The sequence below is a fragment of the Oharaeibacter diazotrophicus genome, from assembly GCF_004362745.1.
Classification (GTDB): domain Bacteria; phylum Pseudomonadota; class Alphaproteobacteria; order Rhizobiales; family Pleomorphomonadaceae; genus Oharaeibacter; species Oharaeibacter diazotrophicus.
The window spans coordinates 532,903-553,937 of sequence record NZ_SNXY01000008.1 but is presented as its reverse complement, the minus strand read 5'-3'; the positions used below and the strand labels follow the sequence as shown (position 1 = coordinate 553,937).

Annotated in this window: 18 protein-coding genes; 11 read left to right on the top strand and 7 right to left on the bottom strand. The window is 70.5% G+C overall.

The features are described from left to right. Nucleotides 1–48 precede the first annotated feature (48 nt). The 4 genes from EDD54_RS14825 (at nucleotide 49) to EDD54_RS14810 (ending at nucleotide 5,025) form a co-directional block, all read left to right on the top strand. Nucleotides 49–759: an ABC transporter ATP-binding protein gene (locus EDD54_RS14825; RefSeq protein ID WP_126540380.1), complete on the top strand. Its 711-nt coding sequence runs from the start codon at nucleotides 49–51 to the stop codon at nucleotides 757–759. Nucleotides 760–771: 12 nt separating this feature from the next. Continuing rightward, complete coding sequence (locus tag EDD54_RS14820) at nucleotides 772–3,345, top strand: ABC transporter permease (protein WP_126540379.1); 2,574 nt, start codon at nucleotides 772–774, stop codon at nucleotides 3,343–3,345. A gap of 220 nt (nucleotides 3,346–3,565) precedes the next feature. Beyond that, complete coding sequence (locus EDD54_RS14815; protein ID WP_126540378.1) at nucleotides 3,566–4,348, top strand: Bax inhibitor-1/YccA family protein; 783 nt, start codon at nucleotides 3,566–3,568, stop codon at nucleotides 4,346–4,348. A gap of 146 nt (nucleotides 4,349–4,494) precedes the next feature. Next, a complete protein-coding gene (locus tag EDD54_RS14810; protein WP_126540377.1) occupies nucleotides 4,495–5,025 on the top strand; it encodes a GNAT family N-acetyltransferase in 531 nt (176 codons plus the stop codon). 26 nt (nucleotides 5,026–5,051) lie between these two features. Here EDD54_RS14810 and EDD54_RS14805 read toward each other — a convergent pair whose 3' ends face one another. Both EDD54_RS14805 and acs read right to left on the bottom strand, forming a co-directional pair. Beyond that, entirely contained in the window at nucleotides 5,052–5,480 is a 429-nt protein-coding gene (locus EDD54_RS14805) for a DUF2794 domain-containing protein (RefSeq protein ID WP_321184080.1), read from the bottom strand. Between the two features lie 430 nt (nucleotides 5,481–5,910). Then, entirely contained in the window at nucleotides 5,911–7,848 is a 1,938-nt protein-coding gene (gene acs / locus EDD54_RS14800) for an acetate--CoA ligase (protein ID WP_126540376.1), read from the bottom strand. 225 nt (nucleotides 7,849–8,073) lie between these two features. Between acs and EDD54_RS14795 the strand changes: the two genes are divergently transcribed. Both EDD54_RS14795 and EDD54_RS14790 read left to right on the top strand, forming a co-directional pair. Further along, nucleotides 8,074–8,376, top strand: coding sequence for a c-type cytochrome (locus tag EDD54_RS14795; protein WP_126540375.1), 303 nt, complete (start codon nucleotides 8,074–8,076; stop codon nucleotides 8,374–8,376). 177 nt (nucleotides 8,377–8,553) lie between these two features. Continuing rightward, complete coding sequence (locus tag EDD54_RS14790; protein WP_126540374.1) at nucleotides 8,554–8,955, top strand: hypothetical protein; 402 nt, start codon at nucleotides 8,554–8,556, stop codon at nucleotides 8,953–8,955. Between the two features lie 103 nt (nucleotides 8,956–9,058). Here EDD54_RS14790 and acnA read toward each other — a convergent pair whose 3' ends face one another. After that, complete coding sequence (gene acnA / locus EDD54_RS14785; RefSeq protein WP_126540373.1) at nucleotides 9,059–11,734, bottom strand: aconitate hydratase AcnA; 2,676 nt, start codon at nucleotides 11,732–11,734, stop codon at nucleotides 9,059–9,061. A gap of 321 nt (nucleotides 11,735–12,055) precedes the next feature. On the opposite strand from acnA, the gene ccmA reads away from it, so the two are divergent. Beyond that, nucleotides 12,056–12,727 carry a heme ABC exporter ATP-binding protein CcmA gene (gene ccmA, locus EDD54_RS14780; protein WP_126540372.1) on the top strand — a complete coding sequence of 224 codons (672 nt, stop codon included), beginning with the start codon at nucleotides 12,056–12,058 and terminating at the stop codon, nucleotides 12,725–12,727. Beyond that, nucleotides 12,724–13,392, top strand: coding sequence for a heme exporter protein CcmB (gene ccmB, locus EDD54_RS14775; protein WP_126540371.1), 669 nt, complete (start codon nucleotides 12,724–12,726; stop codon nucleotides 13,390–13,392). Before ccmA ends, ccmB begins: the two co-directional genes overlap by 4 nt. A gap of 10 nt (nucleotides 13,393–13,402) precedes the next feature. Here the strand turns inward: ccmB and EDD54_RS14770 are convergent, their stop codons facing one another. Further along, complete coding sequence (locus EDD54_RS14770) at nucleotides 13,403–13,987, bottom strand: septation protein A (RefSeq protein WP_126540370.1); 585 nt, start codon at nucleotides 13,985–13,987, stop codon at nucleotides 13,403–13,405. Nucleotides 13,988–14,233: 246 nt separating this feature from the next. Here EDD54_RS14770 and leuS point away from each other — a divergent pair, with 246 nt between their 5' ends. The 3 genes from leuS to holA are packed head-to-tail and all read left to right on the top strand — an operon-like array spanning nucleotide 14,234 to nucleotide 18,446. Continuing rightward, the gene (gene leuS / locus EDD54_RS14765; protein ID WP_126540369.1) at nucleotides 14,234–16,861 is read left to right on the top strand and encodes a leucine--tRNA ligase; all 2,628 of its coding nucleotides are present in this window, start codon (nucleotides 14,234–14,236) and stop codon (nucleotides 16,859–16,861) included. Continuing rightward, nucleotides 16,848–17,390: an LPS assembly lipoprotein LptE gene (gene lptE / locus EDD54_RS14760; RefSeq protein WP_126540368.1), complete on the top strand. Its 543-nt coding sequence runs from the start codon at nucleotides 16,848–16,850 to the stop codon at nucleotides 17,388–17,390. Before leuS ends, lptE begins: the two co-directional genes overlap by 14 nt. A 12-nt stretch (nucleotides 17,391–17,402) precedes the next feature. Then, nucleotides 17,403–18,446, top strand: a complete 1,044-nt coding sequence (gene holA, locus EDD54_RS14755) for a DNA polymerase III subunit delta (RefSeq protein WP_126540367.1) — start codon at nucleotides 17,403–17,405, stop codon at nucleotides 18,444–18,446. Nucleotides 18,447–18,594: 148 nt separating this feature from the next. On the opposite strand, the gene EDD54_RS14750 is transcribed toward holA, so the two are convergent. Genes EDD54_RS14750 through rsmG form a run of 3 tightly spaced genes read right to left on the bottom strand, consistent with a single transcriptional unit; the run spans nucleotide 18,595 to nucleotide 21,033 of the window. Then, nucleotides 18,595–19,482 (bottom strand): ParB/RepB/Spo0J family partition protein, encoded by an 888-nt coding sequence (locus EDD54_RS14750; protein WP_126540366.1) that lies wholly within the window; start codon nucleotides 19,480–19,482, stop codon nucleotides 18,595–18,597. A 20-nt stretch (nucleotides 19,483–19,502) separates the two neighbouring features. Continuing rightward, nucleotides 19,503–20,339 (bottom strand): ParA family protein, encoded by an 837-nt coding sequence (locus EDD54_RS14745; RefSeq protein WP_126540365.1) that lies wholly within the window; start codon nucleotides 20,337–20,339, stop codon nucleotides 19,503–19,505. Between the two features lie 43 nt (nucleotides 20,340–20,382). Next, a complete protein-coding gene (gene rsmG, locus EDD54_RS14740; protein ID WP_126541872.1) occupies nucleotides 20,383–21,033 on the bottom strand; it encodes a 16S rRNA (guanine(527)-N(7))-methyltransferase RsmG in 651 nt (216 codons plus the stop codon). Between the last annotated feature and the right edge of the window lie 2 nt (nucleotides 21,034–21,035).

The window sequence follows — 21,035 nt, the reverse complement described above, 5'->3', positions numbered from 1 at the left end:
CATATCCGTTGACCGGCACCGACGCCGCCGCACCCGATATAGGACCCGATCTTGGAAAGACCGCAGATCCTCCTGTCCGACGTCGACCTCAGTCTGGGCAGCGGTGCCGCCCGCGTCCACATCCTGAAGGGTCTCGGCCTCTCCGTCGCCCCCGGAGAGAGCGTCGGCATCGTCGGTCCGTCCGGCTCCGGAAAGTCGACACTGCTGATGGTGATGGCCGGCCTCGAACGCGCCGACCGCGGCGGCGTCGAGATCGCCGGCGAGCGGCTCGACCGCATGGACGAGGACGCCCTCGCCCGCTTCCGCGGCCGCCGGATCGGCATCGTGTTCCAGTCCTTCCACCTGATGCCGACCATGACGGCGCTCGAGAACGTCGCCGTGCCGCTCGAACTCGCCGGCCGCCGCGACGCCTTCGCCCGCGCCGAGGCCGAGCTCGCCGCCGTCGGCCTCGGCCACCGGCTGCACCACCATCCCGCCGAGATGTCCGGCGGCGAGCAGCAGCGCGTCGCCATCGCCCGCGCCCTCGCCCCCGAACCCGCCGTGCTGATCGCCGACGAGCCCACCGGCAACCTCGACGCCGAGACCGGCGAGGAAATCGTCCGGCTGATGTTCGCCGCCAAGGCCCGCCGCGGCGCCACGCTGGTGATCGTCACCCACGACCGCGCCCTCGCCGACCGCTGCGACCGCCGCATCGCGATGCGCTCCGGCGAGATCGTCGAGGACGTCCGCCTCGCCCCGCGCGCCGTCGCGACCGTCTGACCCGGAGCCGAGATGAGCGCCTTCGTCGCCGCGCCGACCGCGCCGCCCTTCGCCGCCGCCCTCCGCTTCGTCCGGCGCGAACTGCGCGGCGGCCTTTCCGGCTTCCGCATCTTCGTCGCCTGCATCGCCCTCGGCGTCGCCGCCATCGCCGGCGTCGGCTCGGTGACGCGAGGCATCACCGAAGGCATCGCCCGCGAGGGCGGCACCATCCTCGGCGGCGACCTCTCCTTCACCCTCAGCCAGCGGATGCCCTCGTCCGCGGAGGCTGCCTTCCTGGACGGCCAGGGCCGGACCTCCACGATCGCGAGCCTGCGTTCGATGGCGCGCACCGGCGACGGCGCGACCTCGGCCCTGGTCGAGATCAAGGCGGTCGACGACGCCTATCCGCTGTCGGGCACGGTCGCCTTCGAGCAGCCGGTCCGGCTCGCCGATGCCCTCGCCCCGCGTCCCGACGGCCGCTTCGGCGTCGCCGTCGATCCCCTGCTGCTCGCCCGCCTCGACGCCGCCGTCGGCGACGCCGTGACGATCGGCCGGGCGACCATGGTGGTGACCGCCACGGTCGCCGCCGAGCCCGACAAGATCGGCAGCGGCATCGACTTCGGCCCGCGCGTCATGATGAGCCGCGCCGCCCTCGACGCCACCGGCCTCGTCCAGCCCGGCAGTCTCGTTCGGTGGCAGACCCGGCTGAAGCTCGCAGGCGAGCCGACCGACGAGCGGGTCGCCGCGGTGCGCACCGCCGTCGAGGCCGCGTTCCCCGAGGCCGGCTGGCGCATCGCCAGCCGCGACGACGCCTCGCCCGGCCTGAAGCGCAACGTCGAACGCTTCGCCGAATTCCTGACGCTGGTCGGCCTCACCGCCCTGGTGGTCGGCGGCGTCGGTGTCACCAACGCGGTCAAGGCCTTCGTCGACCGCAAACGCGACAGCATCGCCGCCTTCAAGGCGCTCGGCGCGCCGGGGGGCTTCGTCGTCGGAATCTACCTTATCGAGATCCAGGCGATCACCGCGATCGGTGTCGCGATCGGCCTCGCCGCCGGGCTCCTGCTCGCCACCTTCGGTGGCGACGTCCTCGCCGCGGCGCTCGACCTGCCGATCGAGATCGGCGTCTACCCCTCGGAACTGGCGCTCGCCGCGCTCTACGGCGTCGTCACCGCCCTCGCCTTCGCGCTCTGGGCGCTCGGCCGCGCCCACGACGTGCCGGTCGCGGCGCTGTTCCGCGACCGCGTCGCGCCCGAACGGCGCTGGCCGCGCTGGCGCTACCGCCTCGCCACCGCGGCGGCGGTGGTGGCGCTCGCCGCCCTCACCATCACCGCCGCCTACGACCGCTTTGTCGCCACCGTCTTCGTGGCCGCGATCGCGGTCACCTTCGTGCTGCTCGCGGGCGTCGCCCACGCGGTGATGGCGGCGGCGCGGCGGGCGCCGCCGGTGCGCTCGACGGGCCTGCGCCTCGCGCTGCGCAACATCCACCGCCCCGGCGGCCTGACCCTGTCGGTGATCCTGTCGCTCGGCCTCGGCCTCGCGCTGCTCGTCACGCTCGCGCTGATCGACGGCTCGCTACGGGCCCAGCTCACCTCGACGATCCCGGAGAAGGCGCCGAACTTCTTCTTCCTCGACGTCCAGTCGACCGACGCCGACGGCTTCGCCGCCCTCGTCGAGAAGACCGTGCCGGGCACCACGCTGGAGCGGGTGCCGATGCTGCGCGGCCGCCTGACCGCCCTGAAGGGCGTGCCGGTCGACAAGATCGACGCCCCGCCGGACTCCCGCTGGGCGCTCGACGGCGAGCGCGGCGTCACTTACGCCGACACCCCGCCGCGCGGCGGCGCGCTCGCCGAGGGCACGTGGTGGGCGAAGGATTATTCCGGCCCGCCGCTGGTCTCGTTCGAGGCCGAGCTCGCCGACCGCTTCGGCCTGAAGGTCGGCGACGACGTCACCGTCAACGTGCTCGGCCGCGAGCTCACGGCGCGGATCGCCAACACCCGCCGGGTCGAGTGGGAGTCGCTCGCGATCAACTTCGTCATGGTGTTCTCGCCGAACACCTTCGCCGGCGCGCCGCATTCGGTGCTCGCCACCGCCGCCCTGCCCGGCGGCGGCAGCCGCGAACAGGAGGCGGGGCTGATGAAGGCCGTCGTCGCCGCCTACCCGACCGCCACCGTCGTCCGCGTCAAGGACGTGCTCTCGGCCGTCAACGACCTCGTCGGCGACCTCGTTCTGGCGATCCGGGCGGCGGCGAGCGTCGCCCTGGTCGCCTCGGTGCTGGTGCTCGCCGGCGCCCTCGCCTCCGGCCACCGCCAGCGAATCTACGACGCGGTGCTGCTGAAGACCTTCGGCGCCACCCGCGCCCGGGTGCTCGCCGCCTTCGTCGCCGAGTACATGCTGCTCGGCCTTGCCGCGGCGCTGTTCGGTATCGTCGCCGGCACCGCGGCCGCCTATGGCGTGCTCGAGGGCATCATGAAGATCCCGCCGGTGCTCGACCTCTCGGTCGCCGCGCTCGCGGCCGGCTCCGCCCTGGTGCTGACGGTCGGCTTCGGCCTCGTCGGCACCTGGCGCATCCTCGGCCGCAAGGCCGCACCGGTGCTGCGGGACCTGTGAGCGGCGGCTTCGCGAGCCGCCTCTCGCCGGAGACTCGCGGCGGTAGCGGGCGTCCGGGCGGGACCTTCGGCGTCACATGACGGAAGTTTCATTGCGCCCTCCGCGGATTCACGGATTTCGCGCCCTTGTGAGGGGGGAATGTGTCGCCCATATTCCGGGACGAGGTCCGCCCGAACGGCGGGCCGCTCGCTTCCCAGAGGGTCAGAAAGGGTTACGGTCCATGGCATTCCCCGATCGCAACGCCCAGATGCGCTACGGCTCGGTGGCGCCCGACAGGGCCGCTGACATCGACCAGGGCCTCCGGTCCTACATGCTCAAGGTCTACAACTACATGGCCATCGGCCTCGTGGTGACGGGCCTCGCCGCCATCGGCGCCTTCAGTGCGGCGGTTACCACCGATCCGTCGAACGCGGTTGCTCAGGCCGGCAACATTTTGCTGACCGGCTTCGGCGCGGCAATCTTCACGAGCCCGCTGCGCTGGGTGATCATGTTCGCCCCGCTGATCGCGGTACTGTTCCTGTCCTTCCGCATCCACCGCATGAGCGTCGGCGCGGCCCAGGCGCTGTTCTGGGGCTATTCGGCCCTGGTCGGCCTGTCGCTGTCGTCGATCTTCCTGGTCTACACCGGCCAGTCGGTGGCGCAGGTGTTCTTCGTTACGGCGGCGAGCTTCGGCGCGCTCAGCCTCTACGGCTACACCACCCGCCGCGATCTCTCGGCCTTCGGCTCGTTCCTGATCATGGGCCTGTTCGGCATCGTGATCGCGTCGATCGTCAACATCTTCCTGCAGTCGTCGGCGCTCGGCTTCGCCGTGTCGGCGATCGGCGTGCTGGTGTTCGCGGGCCTGACCGCCTACGACACCCAGCGCATCAAGGAGATGTATTTCGAGGGCGACGACTACGCGACCACCGGCCGCAAGGCGATCATGGGCGCGCTGCAGCTCTACCTCGACTTCATCAACATGTTCGTCATGCTGCTCCAGCTGTTCGGCCAGCAGCGCGACTGACGACGATCCGGACCGACGACGGTTCGCCGAGGGCGCGGGAGACCATCCCGCGCCCTTTTTTAATGGTCGCAGCGGCGGAGAACTTGGCACCGCGGCGCCGGCGTGGTCGAAGGAGACCGTTCCGACAGCCTTCAGACCGGTCCGCCATGTCCGACGTCACGATCCGTCCCGCCACCCCGTCCGACCTTCCCGCGATCGCGGCGATCTACCGCGACGCCGTCCTCCACGGTACCGCCACCTGGGAACTCGATCCGCCCGACGACGCGGAGATGCTGCGCCGCTTCGAGGAGCTGACGGACGCCGGCTATCCCTATCTGGTCGCCGAGGCGGACGGCGTCCTCGCCGGCTACGCCTACGCCGGCAGCTACCGGCCGCGCGCCGCCTACCGCTTCACGGTCGAGAATTCGATCTACGTCGCGCCGGCCCTGCACTGCCGCGGCGTCGGCCGCCGGCTGCTCGCGGCGCTGATCGACGCCTGCACCGCCCGCGGCTTCCGCCAGATGGTGGCGGTGATCGGCGACAGCGCCAACGCCGCCTCGATCGGCCTGCACACGGCGGCGGGCTTCACGCCGGTAGGGGTAGCGCCCGCGGTCGGTTGGAAGCACGGCCGCTGGCTCGACCAGATGCTGATGCGTCGCCCGCTCGGCGACGGTGACGAGACCCCTCCCGTGGGCTGAGATGGGCGACGCGAACAGCCGACCGTTCAGGCGTCGACCAGCGACACGCTCTTGTCGATCACCCGGATCACACGGGAGAGGTCGGTGCCGCGCTTCAGGATGACGCCGGTCTGCGAGATCACGGCGTAGGCGCCCTGGCGGCGGGCGAGCTTGGGGTTCTTCTCGACGCGGTAGAGCGGCATCTCGGTGCTGCGGCGGAAGATCGAGAACACCGCGCGATCGGCGAGCGTGTCGATGGCGTAGTCGCGCCATTCCCCGGCGGCGACCATGCGGCCGTAGACCTTGAGGATCTCTGACAGCTCGTGGCGGTCGAAGGCAACGAAGGGTTTTTCGCGCGCCGGCGGTCCGGCGTGGGGAGCGTTCTGGAGGGGCGCCGTCCCGGGAGAGGCCGAACCGCGCGGGCGCAGCGGGATCAGTTCGGCCGAGAACCTGTCGTCGTCTGCAGCGTCTGCCAAACGCACCTCCCGAACCGGAGCCGCCCCGTCACCCGCCTGTCATGATCGCGCGGCGGGCAGGGCGATGCAAACGGAAAAGGCAGCCGCCTCACCGCAGCAGCATCGCGGCGACCAGAATCGCGACCACGGCCAGGACGGCGACCGGTCCCTCCGCTTCGAGCCGCACCGACCGTCCGAAGAGGACGAAGAGCCTGTCGCGCATCGTCCGATCCCCCTGCTCGCTTAGAGGGGCGCGAGTCTACGGCCGCGGTCGGGGCCTCGAGCGCTCCGCGGTCCGGAAGGCAAACTGGGAGACGCATACGCGGCGGGTTCGGAACGAGAAGATCGTTCCCGGCAATGAAGAAGGGCCCCGATGGAACGAAGCCATCGGAGCCCTTCAGTAGCATTCAACAAAGGCCGCGGCCCAATGAGGTTCGGGCCACCCGCCCTCTCACTTCAAATTCTGGCGGTTGTCGATCAGGTCGGTCACCACGGCCGGATCGGCCAGGGTCGAGGTGTCGCCGAGGCTGCCGAACTCGTTCTCGGCGATCTTGCGCAGGATGCGGCGCATGATCTTGCCGGAGCGGGTCTTCGGCAGGCCGGGGGCGAACTGGATCAGGTCCGGCGTGGCGATCGGGCCGATCTCCCGGCGCACCCAGTCCTTGAGTTCCTTCTTCAGCGCCTCGGTCGGCTCCTCGCCGGCCATCAGGGTGACGTAGCAGTAGATGCCCTGGCCCTTGATGTCGTGGGGATAGCCGACCACGGCCGCCTCGGACACCTTCGGATGGGCGACGAGGGCGCTCTCGACCTCGGCGGTGCCCATGCGGTGGCCCGAGACGTTGATGACGTCGTCGACGCGGCCGGTGATCCAGTAGTAGCCGTCCTCGTCGCGGCGGCAGCCGTCGCCGGTGAAGTAGAGGCCCTTGTAGGTCGAGAAATAGGTCTGCTCGAAGCGCTCGTGGTCACCGTAGATGGTGCGCATCTGGCCGGGCCACGAGTCGGTGATCACGAGGTTGCCCTCGGTCGCGCCCTCGAGGAACTTGCCCTCGGCGTCGACCACCGCCGGCTGGACGCCGAAGAACGGCCGCGTCGCCGAGCCCGGCTTCAGGGCGGTCGCGCCCGGCAGCGGGGTGATCAGGATGCCGCCGGTCTCGGTCTGCCACCAGGTGTCGACAATCGGGCAGCGCTGCTGGCCGACGACGTTGTGGTACCAGAGCCAGGCCTCGGGGTTGATCGGCTCGCCGACCGACCCGAGGATCCGCAGCGAAGCGCGCGAGGTCTTGGTCACGTGGTCGTTGCCGGCGCCCATCAGCGAACGGATCGCGGTCGGCGCGGTGTAGAAGATGTTGACCTTGTGCTTGTCGACCACCTGCCAGAATCGGCCGGCGTCGGGCCAGGTCGGCACGCCCTCGAACATCAGCGTGGTCGCGCCGTTGGCGAGCGGGCCGTAGACGATGTAGCTGTGGCCGGTGACCCAGCCGACGTCGGCGGTGCACCAGTAGACGTCGCCGTCGTGATAGTCGAAGACGTACTGGTGCGTCATCGAGGCGTAGACGAGATAGCCACCGGTGGTGTGCAGCACGCCCTTCGGCTTGCCGGTCGAGCCGGAGGTGTAGAGGATGAACAGCGGATCCTCCGCGTTCATCTCCTCGGGCGGGCAGTCGGCCGGCACCTTGGCGGCCTCCTCGTGGTACCAGACGTCGCGCCCCTCGGTCATGGCGATCGCGCCGCCGGTGCGCTTGACGACCACCACGGTCTCGACGCCGCCGATCTTGGCGAGCGCCGCGTCGACGTTGGCCTTCAGCGCCACCTTGCGGCCGCCGCGCAGACCTTCGTCCGCCGTCAGCACGATCTTCGAGGCGCAGTCCTCGATGCGGCCGGCGAGGCTGTCCGGCGAGAAACCGGCGAACACGATCGAGTGGATCGCGCCGACGCGGGTGCAGGCCAGCATCGCGTAGGCCGCCTCGGGGATCATCGGCAGGTAGATCGTGACCCGGTCGCCCTTCTTCACGCCGTGCGCCTTCAGCACGTTGGCGAAGCGGCAGACCTCGGCGTGGAGCTCGCGGTAGGTGATGTGGCGGCTGTCGTTCGGATCGTCGCCCTCGAAGATGATCGCGGTCTTGTCGCCGCGGGTCGCGAGATGGCGATCGATGCAGTTGGCCGAGACGTTGAGCGTGCCGTCCTCGAACCACTTGATCGAGACGTCCGGCGCGTAGCGGGTGTCCTTGACCTTGGTGTACGGCTTGATCCAGTCGAGCCGTTTGCCGTGCTCGCCCCAGAAGCCGTCGGGATCCTCGACGGAGCGCTGGTACATGGCCCGATAGGCCGCATCGTCCACGTAGGCGGCCTCGGCCACGCTCGCGGGAACCGGAAACACTTCGCCGGACATCTTCGGGGACCTCCCTGGCGGGGGCTCCGCCGACCGTCCTCCCGCGGCGGTACGCCCCCTGTTCGATGCCCGGCATTATGGCCGCCACCCCCAGGGGCGTCCACGCCCGGAGCTTCGAACTTTCGTTCGACAAGGGGGCCCGGAAGCCTCGATTCCGTCTCGTCAATTGGTAGGGTGGAGCCGGTCGGCGACGGGCCGGCCGCCGAATCGGACGGGAGACGGGCGATGAACGCACGGATTTTCGCGGCGGCGGCGCTGACCGTCGCCCTCGTCGGACCGGCCGGGGCGGCGGAACCCGACCTCGCCCGCCTCGTCGCCGAATGCGAGCCCTGCCACGGCGTCGACGGCATCGCCCGCGACGCCGAGGTGCCCCACCTCGCCGGGCAGAACCTCCTCTACCTCGCCAACCAGCTGCGCGCCTTCCACGCGGGCACCCGCCGCCACCACGAGATGCGCGTGATGACCCGCGGCCTCTCCGAGGACGAGATCGAGGCGCTCGCGGAATATTACGCCGGCCTGCCGCGTTGAGCGGGACGCGGACGTCGTCCGCGGCGACCGGACGGCGACCGTGGGTGGCGGCCGTGAGGATGAAGCCGGCGTTATCGGCACCGTAAAAATGTTCGGATCGGCGTTGGCCTGATCTCGAGGGGTGTCGTGCGACAAGGAGCCACCGACGAGAACGACAACGGTGCAGGACCAACCCGCATGATCGACGCCGCCACCCCGCTCTCGCTGACGCTGCTCGGCCTCCTGGTCACCGTCGGCTCCGTGGTCTCGGCCGGTTCCGCCGGCGTGCTGTGCCGCCTCGGCGGCCGCTTCGCCGCGACCGCCCTCGACGACCATGCCGATCCGTTGCAGGTGATGAGCGTGATCCACGGCGTCACCTTCGCCGTCTGGGTCGTCGTCGCCGCCTTCGGCTTCGGCATCTCGGCGGCGCTGCTGCTCGCCGCCGCCGGTCTCCTGGTCCAGGTGTTCCCGGCGGTCGACGCCGGCCTGCGCGACCTCGCCGAGCGCCTCGGCCTCGGCGGCTTCGGCCGCGCCAGCCTGATGGCGCAGGCGTGCGTCATCGTCGCCGCCGCCACCGCCTACGCCGCGACCGCCGCCTGATACCGCCGATCGCAAGACGTTCACGACAAGCGAAGGGCCCGCCGGACGGATCGTCCGGCGGGCCCTCTTCATTTCACGGTCGGCCCGGATGCCGGGCGGCCGGTCAGGCCGCCAGCTGGCGCAGCACGTAGTGCAGGATGCCGCCGTTCCGGAAGTAGTCGAGCTCGTCCAGCGTATCGATCCGGCAGACGAGGTCGACGGCCTTGGTGGAGCCGTCGGCGAAGGTGATCTCGGCCGTCAGCGTCTGGCGCGGCTTGACGGTCTCGAGGCCGCGGATGGTCACGGTCTCGTCGCCCTTCAGGCCGAGCGTCTGCCAGCTCTCGCCGTCCTTGAACACCAGCGGGACGATGCCCATGCCGACGAGGTTCGAGCGGTGGATGCGCTCGAAGGACTGCGCCACCACGGCCTTGACGCCGAGGAGGTTGGTGCCCTTGGCCGCCCAGTCGCGCGACGAGCCGGTGCCGTATTCCTTGCCGGCGAAGACCACCAGCGGAACGCCCTCGTGGCGGTACTGCATGGCGACGTCGTAGATCGGCGCCTGCGCGCCGTCCGGATAGTGGACGGTGACGCCGCCCTCGACGCCCGGCACCATCTGGTTCTTGATGCGGATGTTGGCGAAGGTACCGCGCATCATGACTTCGTGGTTGCCGCGGCGGGTGCCGTACTGGTTGAAGTCGGCCGGCGCGACGCCGTTCGACTGCAGGTACTTGCCGGCCGGGCTCGCCGCCTTGATCGAACCGGCCGGGGAGATGTGGTCGGTGGTGATCGAGTCGAGGAACAGGCCGAGCACGCGGGCGCCGACGATGTCGGTGACGTCGCCCGGCTTGCGGCCCATGCCGACGAAGTAGGGCGGGTTCTGGACGTAGGTCGACTTGTCGTCCCAGACGAAGGTCTGGCCGGCCGCGACCGAGATCGCCTGCCAATTGTCGTCGCCCTTGAAGACGTCGGCGTACTTCTTCTCGAAGATCTCGCGGGTGACGTTGGCGCGGATGAACTCCGCGATCTCCCGCGAGGTCGGCCAGATGTCCTTGAGGTAGACCGGCTGGCCGTCGGAGCCCGTGCCGAGCGGCTCGGTGGTGAGATCCACCTGCAGCGAGCCGGCGAGGGCGTAGGCGACCACGAGCGGCGGCGAGGCGAGGTAGTTGGCGCGCACGTCCGGATTGACGCGGCCCTCGAAGTTGCGGTTGCCCGACAGCACCGCGGCGGCGACGAGATCGGCGGCGTTGATCGTCTTCGAGATCGCCTCCGGCAGCGGGCCGGAGTTGCCGATGCAGGTGGTGCAGCCGTAGCCGACGAGGTTGAAGCCGAGGGCGTCGAGGTCGGGCTGCAAGCCGGACTTGGCGAGATACTCGCCGACCACTTGGCTTCCGGGCGCCAGCGAGGTCTTCACCCACGGCTTGGACGTCAGGCCCTTCTTGACCGCGTTGCGGGCGAGCAGGCCGGCGCCGATCATCACCGAGGGATTCGACGTGTTGGTGCAGGACGTGATCGCCGCGATCACCACGTCGCCGTGGCCGAGGTCGAAGTCGGTGCCGCCGACCTTGGCGCGCTCGCCCGCCTCGGTCTTCTTGAACTCGCCGGCGAGCGACTTCAGGAAGCCCTCCTTGGCGTTCTTCAGGAGCACGCGGTCCTGCGGGCGCTTCGGACCGGCGAGCGAGGGCTCGACGTCGGAAAGGTCGAGCGACAGCGTGGTGGTGAACTCCGGGTCCGCCGTCTCGGCGGTCCGCCACAGGCCTTGCGCCTTGGCATAGGCCTCGACGAGGGCGACGCGGGCGGGATCGCGCGCGGTGTCGGAGAGGAAGCGCACCGTCTCGGCGTCGACCGGGAAGTAGCCGCAGGTGGCGCCGTATTCCGGGGCCATGTTGGCGATGGTCGCGCGGTCCTCGAGGCTCATGGCGTCGAGGCCGGGGCCGTAGAACTCCACGAACTTGCCGACCACGCCGAGCTTGCGCAGCGCCTCGGTGACCGTCAGCACGAGGTCGGTGGCGGTGACGCCCTCCTTCAGCTTGCCGGTCAGCTTGAAGCCGACCACCTCGGGAATCAGCATCGACTGCGGCTGGCCGAGCATGGCCGCCTCGGCCTCGATGCCGCCGACGCCCCAGCCGAGCACGGCCATGCCGTTGACCATGGTGGTGTGGCTGTCGGTGCCGACGAGCGTGTCGGGATAGGCGACCTCCGAGCCGTTCTCCGAGCGGGTCCAGACCGTCTGGGCGAGATACTCGAGGTTGACCTGATGGCAGATGCCGGTGCCCGGCGGCACGACGCGGAAGTTGTCGAAGGCCTGCTGGCCCCAGCGCAGGAAGCGGTAGCGCTCGCCGTTGCGCTCGTATTCCAGTTCGACGTTGCGCGCGAAGGCGGCGGCGTTGCCGAACTCGTCGACGATCACCGAATGGTCGATGACGAGGTCGACCGGCACCAGCGGGTTGATCTTGGACGGGTCGCCGCCGAGCGCCACCATGGCGTCGCGCATGGCCGCGAGGTCGACCACCGCGGGCACGCCGGTGAAGTCCTGCATCAGAACGCGGGCCGGGCGGAAGGCGATCTCCTGGGTGGAGGTCTTCGGGCCGAGCCACTCGACCACCGCCTTGATGTCCTCGGCGGTCACCGTGCGGCCATCCTCGTGACGGAGCAGGTTCTCGAGCAGCACCTTCAGCGAGAAGGGCAGGCGCGAGACGCCGGAAAGACCGTTCTTCTCCGCCTCCGTCAGGGAGTAGTAGACGTAGGTCTTGCCGCCGGCGGTGAGTTCCCTGCGGCACTTGAAGCTGTCGAGCGAGGACATCGGCGAACGGTCCCTCTTTCCTTGGTTGGACGGCGGGTGGCCCGTCGGCCGGGACCGGACTGCCGCGCGGGAGGGCGCGACGCCCGGGACCCGGTGCCCCCGGGCCGTCTCCGCCACCGGTTTTTCGAGCGGTGAAGCGGTGCCGTCGGGGCGAAAAACCAGTGACGTTTACGTAAAGGTCGTATCCCGACCTCAGAACCCGCGGGCCTTATAGTGAATTTCAACCCGCGTGACTAGGATGACGTGAGTCTATATGAAGCGGCTGTCGTGACGGTCTCAAGGCCCCGCGCTGCCCGTAATTTCTCCGGATCGCCGCCACCGATGCCCGCCTTTTCACCAGATCCCGGGACGACGCTGCCGGCCCGTCGTCTGGTGGTGCGCGACCTCGCCGTCGAGCGTGGCGGCCGGCGGGTGCTGGACGGCGTCTCCTTCACCCTCGCCCCCGGCGAGGCGATGACGCTGGTCGGCCCGAACGGCGTCGGCAAGTCCACCCTGATCCGGGCGTTGACCGGCCTCGTCCGGCCCGCCGCGGGCGAGGTCCGCGTCATCGGCGACGGCGTCGAGGACGAGACCGACGTCGCCCCGCACTGCCACTACCTCGGCCATCGCGACGCCCTCAAGGCGGCGCTCTCGGTCGCCGAGAACCTCGCCTTCTGGCGCGACTTCCTCGGCGCCGACGGCGGCCTTCCGGTCGACGCGGCGCTCGACGCGGTCGACCTCGCCGATCTCGCCGACCTGCCCGCCGCCTATCTCTCGGCCGGCCAGCGGCGCCGGCTCGCGGTCGCCCGCCTCGTCGCCGTGCGCCGCCCGCTCTGGCTGCTCGACGAGCCGACCGCCGCCCTCGACACCGCCTCGGAGCGCCGTCTCCTCGAGTTGATGCGCGCCCATGTCGCCGCCGGCGGCGCGCTGATCGCGGCGACCCACCTGCCGCTCGACCTGCCGCGGGCCCGGGTGCTGCGGCTGTCGCCCGCCGGCGCGGAGGCCGTGGCGTGACCACCTGGACCGCCCTGTTCCTGCGAGAACTCCGGCTCGCGGTCCGCGTCGGCGGCGGCGCCCTGATGGGCGTGCTGTTCTTCCTGATCGTGGTGTCGGTCATCCCCTTCGCGGTCGGACCCGACCTCAACCTGCTGTCCCGGCTCGGACCGGCCGTTCTGTGGATCGGCGCCCTGCTCGCCACCCTGCTCGGGCTCGACCGCCTCTACGAAGCCGACCGCGAGGATGGCGCGCTCGACCTGATCGTCGCCTCCGGCCGGCCGCTCGAACTCGTGGTGCTGGTCAAGGCGGCGGCGCACTGGACCGCGACCGGCCTGCCGCTGGTGCTGGCCGCGCCGCTGTTCGCCCTGTTCCTGGCGATGCGCCCCGCCGAGATCGGCTCGACCATGGCGACGCTGGCCGTCGGCACGCCGGCGCTGACGCTGATCGGCTCGATCGGCGCCGGTCTGGCGGTGTCGCTGCGCCGCGGCGGCCTCCTGGTGCCGATCCTGGTGCTGCCCTTCTGCATCCCGGTGCTGATCTTCGGCGTGTCGGCCTCGGTGGCGGTGGCCTTCGACCCCGCCGCCTTCCGCACGCCCTTCCTGCTTCTGACCGCGGTGTCGCTGGTCGCCGCCGTGGTCGGCCCGGTCGCGACCGCGGCGGCCCTGCGCGGCGGCCTCGACTGACGGCGATCGATCAATCCCGGTCGAGGGCGTGGCGGCTCATCAGGGGCAGCTGCAGGGCCGAGAAGACCAGGGTGATCGGCATGATCCCCCAGACCTTGAAGGCGACCCAGAAGTCGGTGGTCTGGGTGCGCCAGACCGCTTCGTTGACGACGGCGAGGAAGACGAAGAACAGGCCCCAGCGCAGCGTCAGCTTGCGCCAGCCCGCCGCGTCGAGCCGGAAGGCGCCGTCGAAGACGTAGCCGAGCAGCGCCTTGCCGAAGGCGAGTCCGCCGAGCAGGACGGCCGCGAACAGGCCATTGACGATGGTCGGCTTCATCTTGATGAAGGTGTCGTCGTGCAGCACCAGCGTCAGGGTGCCGAACACCAGGACGACCACGCCGGTGACCACCGGCATCACGGCGAGCCGCCGCGTCAACGTCCACGAGATCGCCAGCGACACCACCATCGCCGCCATGAAGGCCGCGGTGGCGGTGAAGATGTCGGCCCGGGCGTTGGCGAAGAAGAACACGCCGAGCGGTCCGAGCTCGAGGGCGAGCTTCACGAGCGGGTTCTCGTGGCGCGTGGCCGGGTCGTCGGGGCCCTTCTCGAACTCCATGGGCGTCTCGTCCGTGGCGGGGTGGCGGATATGTCCCGACCTAGGTAGACGGTCGCCCGGCGGCCGGCAAGGCGGAGCGGAGCTCCGCGGCCGTGCGGACGCGGCACCGATGGCGCGTCGGCGCCCCTCGCCATTGACCCCCGCACCCATTTCTGGTGATGGTCCCGATCCGAGCAGAAATCCCCCGAGATGCGCCCGCGGTCGGCCTCCCCGGCCGTGCGATCGGGATCAGAAGATCAGGAACCCATGGCGACCGAGCGTTACAACGCCCGCGAGGCGGAAGCCCGTTGGCAGAAGGCCTGGAACGAGGCCGAGGTCTTCCGGACCCGCAACGACGATCCCCGGCCGAAGTACTACGTCCTGGAGATGTTCCCCTACCCGTCCGGGCGCATCCACATCGGCCACGTGCGCAACTACTCGATGGGCGACGTCGTCGCCCGCTTCAAGCGCGCCAAGGGTTTCAACGTCCTGCACCCCATGGGCTGGGACGCCTTCGGCATGCCCGCCGAGAACGCGGCGATGCAGAACAAGGTCCACCCCAAGGCCTGGACCTACGCCAACATCGCCACCATGCGCGGCCAGTTGCAGTCGATGGGCCTGTCGCTCGACTGGAGCCGCGAGTTCGCCACCTGCGACGTCGCCTACTACGCGCGCCAGCAGAAGCTGTTCCTCGACATGCTCGCGGTCGGTCTGGTCGATCGCCGCCAGTCCAAGGTCAACTGGGACCCGGTCGACATGACCGTGCTCGCCAACGAGCAGGTCATCGACGGCCGCGGCTGGCGCTCGGGCGCACTGGTCGAGCAGCGCGAGCTGACCCAGTGGTTCCTGAAGATCACCGACTTCGCCGACGACCTGCTCGGCGCGCTGGACGGTCTCGACCGCTGGCCCGAGAAGGTGCGCACCATGCAGCGCAACTGGATCGGCCGGTCCGAGGGTCTGCGCGTGCGCTTCGAGGTCGCCGGCAACGGTGCGCCCGGCGGCGCCCGCACCATCGAGGTGTTCACGACCCGGCCCGACACCCTGTTCGGCATGAGCTTCCTGGCGCTGTCGCCGGACCATCCGTTGACGAAGGCGCTCGCCGCCGAGAATGCCGAACTCGCCGCCTTCGTCGAGGAATGCCACCGCATGGGCACCTCGGTGGCGATCCTCGAGACCGCCGAGAAGAAGGGCTTCGACACCGGTCTGACCGTGCGCCACCCGTTCACCGGCGAAGCCTTCCCGGTCCAAGTCGCCAACTTCGTGCTGATGGACTACGGCACCGGCGCCATCTTCGGCTGCCCGGCCCACGACCAGCGCGACCTCGACTTCGCCCGCAAGTACGGCCTGTCGGTCACCCCGGTGGTGCTGCCCGAAGGCGCCGATCCCACCGCCTTCACGGTCGGCGACGAAGCCTTCACCGGCGACGGCCGGCTGTTCAACTCGTCCTTCCTCGACGGCATGGCCGTGCCCGCCGCCAAGGACGAGGTCGCCCGCCGGCTCGAGGCGGTCGAGATCGACGGCGCCCCACAGGCCAAGCGTCAGGTGAACTTCCGTCTGCGCGACTGGGGCATCTCGCGCCAGCGCTACTGGGGCTGCCCGATCCCGGTGATCCACTGCGAGTCCTGCGGCGTCGTGCCGGTGCCGGCGAAGGACCTGCCGGTCGCCCTGCCCGACGACGTCGAGTTCGACCGGCCCGGCAACCCGCTCGACCGCCACCCGACGTGGCGGAACGTCGACTGTCCGACCTGCGGCCGTCCGGCGCGCCGCGAGACGGACACCATGGACACCTTCGTCGACAGCTCCTGGTACTTCGCCCGCTTCACCGCCCCCGACGCCGACGCCCCGACCATCCCCGAGGTCGCCGACGCCTGGCTGCCGGTCGACCAGTACATCGGCGGCATCGAGCACGCGATCCTGCATCTGCTCTACTCGCGCTTCTTCACCCGCGCGATGAAAAAGGCCGGCCATCTCTCCCTCGACGAGCCGTTCCGCGGCCTGTTCACCCAGGGCATGGTGGTGCACGAGACCTACAAGGCGCCGGACGGCGCCTGGGTGTCGCCGGCCGAGGTCCGCGTCGATGTCGACGCCGGCGGCCGCCGCGCCGTGCTCGCCGCCACCGGCGAGCCGGTGACGATCGGCCCGATCGAGAAGATGTCGAAGTCGAAGAAGAACGTCGTCGACCCCAACGACATCATCGAGAGCTACGGCGCAGACACCGCGCGCTGGTTCATGCTGTCGGACTCCCCGCCCGAGCGCGACGTCGAGTGGACCGACGCCGGCGCCCAGGGCACCGCGCGCTTCCTGCAGCGCGTCTGGCGCCTCGTCGGCGACGCCGTCGACCTCGTCGCCGACGCCGGCCCCGACGCGACGGCGCCCGCCACCGAGCGCTCGACCGCCCTGCGCAAGGCCGCCCACAAGGCGCTCGCCGCCGTCGAGGAGAACCTCGAGGGCCTGCGCTTCAACGTGGCGCTCGCCAAGATCTACGAGCTGGTCAACGTGCTCGGCTCCGCCGTCGCCAACGACCGCGCCGGCATCGCCGCCGACCCGGCCGCCGCCGCGGCCCTGAAGGAGGCCGTGACCGTCCTCGTCCAGGTGATGGCGCCGATGACGCCGCATCTCGCCGAGGAGTGCTGGAACCTCATCGGCCACGACGGCCTCGTCGCCACCGCGTCCTGGCCGGTGGCCGACCGGGCGCTGCTGGTCGAGGACGAGATCACCCTGCCGGTCCAGGTCAACGGCAAGAAGCGCGCGGACGTCACCGTGCCGCGCACCGCCGACGCCGCCGCGGTGGAAGCCGCGGCGCTGGCGCTCGACGCGGTGGTCAAGGCGCTCGACGGCAAGGCGCCGAAGAAGGTGATCGTGGTGCCGCAGAGGATCGTCAATGTCGTCGCCTGACCGTCGCACCCGCCGCGCCGCCCTCGCCGCCCTCGCTCTCGCCGGGGCGGCGCTCCTCGGCGGCTGCCAGGTCCGCCCGCTCTACGCCGAGCGCTCCACGCCCGGCGGGACCGAGGTCGGCACCGTCGAGGCGCTCGGCCGCATCGCGATCGAGCGGCAGACCGACCGCTTCGGCCAGTCGCTGATGAACGAGCTGATCTTCGCGCTGCGCGGCGGTGCGGCCCTCGCCGACCCGGTCTACACGCTGAAGCTCATCGTCACCCAGCAGAAGACCGAGCTGAACATCCAGGAGCGCGAGGAGGTGCCGACCTCCAACCTCGTCGCGATCACCGTCAGCTACACCCTGACCGAGAACGTCACCGGTCGCGTCGTCGCCCACGGCACCACCTACGACACCGTCACCTACGACTTCTCGTCCCAGCGCTTCGCCAACCTGCGCGCCCAGCGCGACGCCGAGGACCGCGCCGCCAAGACCATCGCGCAGGAGATCCGCCTCCGTCTCGCCGGCGCGCTCGCCGGTACCAACTGAGGATCGGCCGGCATGGTCGCGGTCAAGGCCCAGGACGCCGATCGCGTCGTCGCCCGCCCGCCGGCCGAGGTTTCGTTCTACCTGGTCTACGGGCCCGACGCCGGGCTCGTCGCCGAACGCGCCGAGAAGCTCGCCGCCGCCGCCGCCGACCCGGCCGATCCGTTCTCGCTGATCCGCCTCGAGGCCGCGCAGGTCGCTTCGGATCCGAATCGACTGCCCGACGAGGCCTACGCGGTCTCGATGTTCGGCGGCCGCCGTGCCATCCTGGTCCGCGACGCCGGCAGCCGGCCCTCGCTCGCCGGCATCCTGACGCCGCTGATCAAGTCGCCGCCGCCCGAGACCACCTTCGTCCTCGACGCCGGCGACCTCAAGAAAACCAATCCGATCCGCACCCTGTTCGAGCGCGAACGCGGCGCCTATGCCATCCCCTGCTACGCCGACGATGCCGCCGCGATCGGCCGGCTCGTCGACGAGGAGGCGGCGGCGTCCGGGCTCTCGGTCGCGCCCGACGCCCGCGCCATGCTGGTCGCCCAGCTCGGCGGCGACCGTCTGATCTCGCGCGCCGAGGTGCGCAAGCTCTGCCTCTACGCCCACGGCAAGGGCCGCATCGGCGTCGACGACGTCGCCGCCACGATCGGCGACAGCGCCTCGGTCGCCTTCGATGACGTGGTCGATGCCGCCGCCGTCGGCGACCTTCCCGGCCTGTCGCTGGCGCTCGGGCGCGCCTGGACCGACGGCATGGATCCTGGCACCCTCGCCCTTTCCGCGCTGCGCTTCTTCCAGAGCCTCGACGAGGCCCGCGGCGCCGTCGACGGTGGACGCCGTCCCGCCGACGTCGTCGACGGCATGCGTCCCCCGGTTTTCTACAAGCGCAAGGACAAGATGACCCTGGCGCTCGGCGCGTGGTCGGCAATCCGGCTCGAGAAGGCCGGACAGCTGCTCGCCGACACCGTCCGCGACGCCCGCCTCAATCCGGCGCTGTCCCGCCAGATCGTCGCCGACGCGCTGGTCACCATCGGCCGCGTCGCCGAGCAGGCGATCAGGACGCGCCGCTGACGAGGGCCGCCGGCGTTTCGCCCCCGACTCCATCGACCCGACAAGAAAAACGGCGCCGAATCGACTTCGGCGCCGTCCATGGTCGTTTCAGGGCGGAATCGATCCGGATCCGAATCCGTCCAGGCTCCGGGGCGTCCCGGAGCCCGGTTCAATGCCCGGCGAGGCGGCGAACGATCTCGTCGAGCTGGTCGAGCGAGGCGTAGCGGATCTTCAGTTCGCCGGCACCGCTCGGCTTGTGGGAGATCTCCACCGCGAGGCCGAGGGCGTCGGAAAGCTGCTTCTCGAGCGCCTTGGTGTCGGCGTCCTTCTCCGGCTTCGGCGTCTTGGCGCGCCCCTTGGGCTCGGCGACCACCGCTTGGGCGAGCGCCTCGGCCGAGCGCACCGTCAGCCCCTCCTCGACGATCTTGCGGGCGAGTGTCGAGGGATCCGGCGCGACCACGAGCGCGCGGGCATGGCCGGCGGTCAGCGCACCGTCGTTGAGATACTGCTTCACCGGTTCCGGCAGCTTGAGCAGGCGCAGCGTGTTGGCGACGTGGCTGCGGCTCTTGCCGATGACCTGGGCGAGATCCTGCTGGGTATACTCGAACTCGCTGATCAGCTGCTCGTAGCCGTAGGCCTCTTCGAGCGGGTTGAGGTCCTGGCGCTGGACGTTCTCGATGATCGCGATCTCGAGCGCCTCCTTGTCGGAGAGCTCCTGGATCACCACCGGGATCTCGTGCGTGCCGGCCTTCTGCGCCGCGCGCCAGCGCCGCTCGCCGGCGACCAGCTCGTAGCCCGGACCGCCGCTCGGCGCGGGCCGCACCACGATCGGCTGCAGCACGCCACGCTGTCGGATCGACGACGCCAGCTCGTCGAGCTCCTCCTCGCGGAAGATCCGGCGCGGGTTGCGCGGGTTGGCCGCGATCATGTCGATCGCGACCTTGCGCACGCCACGCACGCGCTCGACCACCTCGAATTCGTTGGCCGCGTCGCCGATCAGGGCCGCCAGTCCGCGGCCGAGCCGCCGCCGCCCGCTCTCGTCCGTCACGCTGCTCATTCGTCGCTTCCTTCCCGACCTCAGGCCGCCTCGTCGCGCAGACGCCGTTCGCGCTGGATGATCTCGGAGGCAAGCTTCAGGTAGGCCTGACTGCCCGTGCACTTGAGATCGTAGAGCAGCGCCGGCTTGCCGTAGGACGGCGCCTCGGAGACACGCACGTTGCGCGGGATGATGGTGTCGTAGACCTTCTCGCCCATGTGGGCGCGGACGTCCTGCACCACCTGTCCCGACAGGTTGTTGCGGCTGTCGTACATGGTGAGCACGATGCCGTGGATGGTCAGCGCCGGGTTCAGCGTCTTGCGGACCTGCTCGACCGTCTGCAACAGCTGCGACAGACCCTCGAGCGCGAAGAACTCGCACTGCAGCGGTACCAGGATCGAGTGCGCCGCCGTCATGGCGTTGACCGTCAGGAGGTTGAGCGACGGCGGGCAGTCGATCAGCACGTAGGTGAAACGTTTGCGCCTGCCGGTCTCGTCGCGCGCGGCCATGCGGGCCTGCTCGGCGATGGCGTTTCGGAGCCGAAACGCCCGGTCGCTCTCGGCGGCGATCTCGAGTTCGACACCGAGGTTGTCGAGCGTCGACGGCGCCACGGTGAGCCGCGGCACGGCGGTTTCGACCAGGGCGTCGTCGATCCGGGCCTCGCCGACGAGTACGTCGTAGGTCGAGATCGAGCGCGACCGGCGGTCGATGCCGAGGCCGGTGGAGGCGTTGCCCTGCGGGTCGAGGTCGACGATCAGCACCTCCTCGCCGATGGCCGCGAGCGCGGTGCCGAGGTTGATCGCGGTCGTCGTCTTGCCGACCCCGCCCTTCTGGTTGGCGAGGGCGAGGACGCGGGGGCGTTCGGGAAGGCTTGTCATCGCGCGTGTACCCCTCGGGCGGGGAGAATTGGGAGCGGAGGGCTCATCGGGGCTTGAGGTCGCGAACCACGACGATGCGTCCACCCGGATCGATCCTGCTCTGCCGTTCTACCAGATCGGCGGTCCAGGATTGAGAGGTCTCGTTAACCTCCGACCCAAAATCTTGGCCTTTGTGGAAAACACCCACACTACCCGTGGTGAGCCAGGGCGCCGCATAGCCATAGAGAGCGCCGAGCGGGGCGAGCGCCCGCGCCGACACCGCGTCGACCGGGCCGATACCGGCGCCCGCGGACCCGGCGAGCCGTTCGATCCGCTCCGCCAGCACCGTCGCCGGCAACCCGAGCTCGCGAATCACCGTCCGCAGGAAAGCGACCTTGCGACCGTTGGCCTCGACCAGGGTCACCTTGGCGCCGGGCGTCTCGGCGAGCAGGCTCGCGGTGACGAGTCCGGGAAAGCCCGCGCCCGATCCGATGTCGAGCCAGCGTTTCGCGTCCGGAACAGCGGCGAGGGCCTGCGCGCTGTCGGCGACGTGGCGCGACCACACGACCGGCAGCGTCGACGGCGCGACGAGATTCTTGGCCGCCTGCCAGCTCGCCAGTAGCGCGACGTAGCGCGTCAGCCGCTCGCGCGCGGCCGCCGTCAGCGGCCACACCGCCTCGACCGCCTCGGGGCCTTCGGTCAACGGCTTTGCCATGA

What these genes read in the sequence shown, in the direction of transcription:
- ccmA (WP_126540372.1), top strand. Translation starts at nt 12,056, where the DNA reads ATGCCCGCCTTTTCACCAGATCCCGGGACGACGCTGCCGGCCCGTCGT.
- acnA (WP_126540373.1), bottom strand. Translation starts at nt 11,734, where the DNA reads ATGTCCTCGCTCGACAGCTTCAAGTGCCGCAGGGAACTCACCGCCGGC.
- EDD54_RS14820 (WP_126540379.1), top strand. Translation starts at nt 772, where the DNA reads ATGAGCGCCTTCGTCGCCGCGCCGACCGCGCCGCCCTTCGCCGCCGCC.
- EDD54_RS14790 (WP_126540374.1), top strand. Translation starts at nt 8,554, where the DNA reads ATGATCGACGCCGCCACCCCGCTCTCGCTGACGCTGCTCGGCCTCCTG.
- EDD54_RS14745 (WP_126540365.1), bottom strand. Translation starts at nt 20,339, where the DNA reads ATGACAAGCCTTCCCGAACGCCCCCGCGTCCTCGCCCTCGCCAACCAG.
- rsmG (WP_126541872.1), bottom strand. Translation starts at nt 21,033, where the DNA reads ATGGCAAAGCCGTTGACCGAAGGCCCCGAGGCGGTCGAGGCGGTGTGG.
- EDD54_RS14750 (WP_126540366.1), bottom strand. Translation starts at nt 19,482, where the DNA reads ATGAGCAGCGTGACGGACGAGAGCGGGCGGCGGCGGCTCGGCCGCGGA.
- lptE (WP_126540368.1), top strand. Translation starts at nt 16,848, where the DNA reads ATGTCGTCGCCTGACCGTCGCACCCGCCGCGCCGCCCTCGCCGCCCTC.
- EDD54_RS14815 (WP_126540378.1), top strand. Translation starts at nt 3,566, where the DNA reads ATGGCATTCCCCGATCGCAACGCCCAGATGCGCTACGGCTCGGTGGCG.
- holA (WP_126540367.1), top strand. Translation starts at nt 17,403, where the DNA reads ATGGTCGCGGTCAAGGCCCAGGACGCCGATCGCGTCGTCGCCCGCCCG.
- leuS (WP_126540369.1), top strand. Translation starts at nt 14,234, where the DNA reads ATGGCGACCGAGCGTTACAACGCCCGCGAGGCGGAAGCCCGTTGGCAG.
- acs (WP_126540376.1), bottom strand. Translation starts at nt 7,848, where the DNA reads ATGTCCGGCGAAGTGTTTCCGGTTCCCGCGAGCGTGGCCGAGGCCGCC.
- EDD54_RS14795 (WP_126540375.1), top strand. Translation starts at nt 8,074, where the DNA reads ATGAACGCACGGATTTTCGCGGCGGCGGCGCTGACCGTCGCCCTCGTC.
- EDD54_RS14770 (WP_126540370.1), bottom strand. Translation starts at nt 13,987, where the DNA reads ATGGAGTTCGAGAAGGGCCCCGACGACCCGGCCACGCGCCACGAGAAC.
- EDD54_RS14810 (WP_126540377.1), top strand. Translation starts at nt 4,495, where the DNA reads ATGTCCGACGTCACGATCCGTCCCGCCACCCCGTCCGACCTTCCCGCG.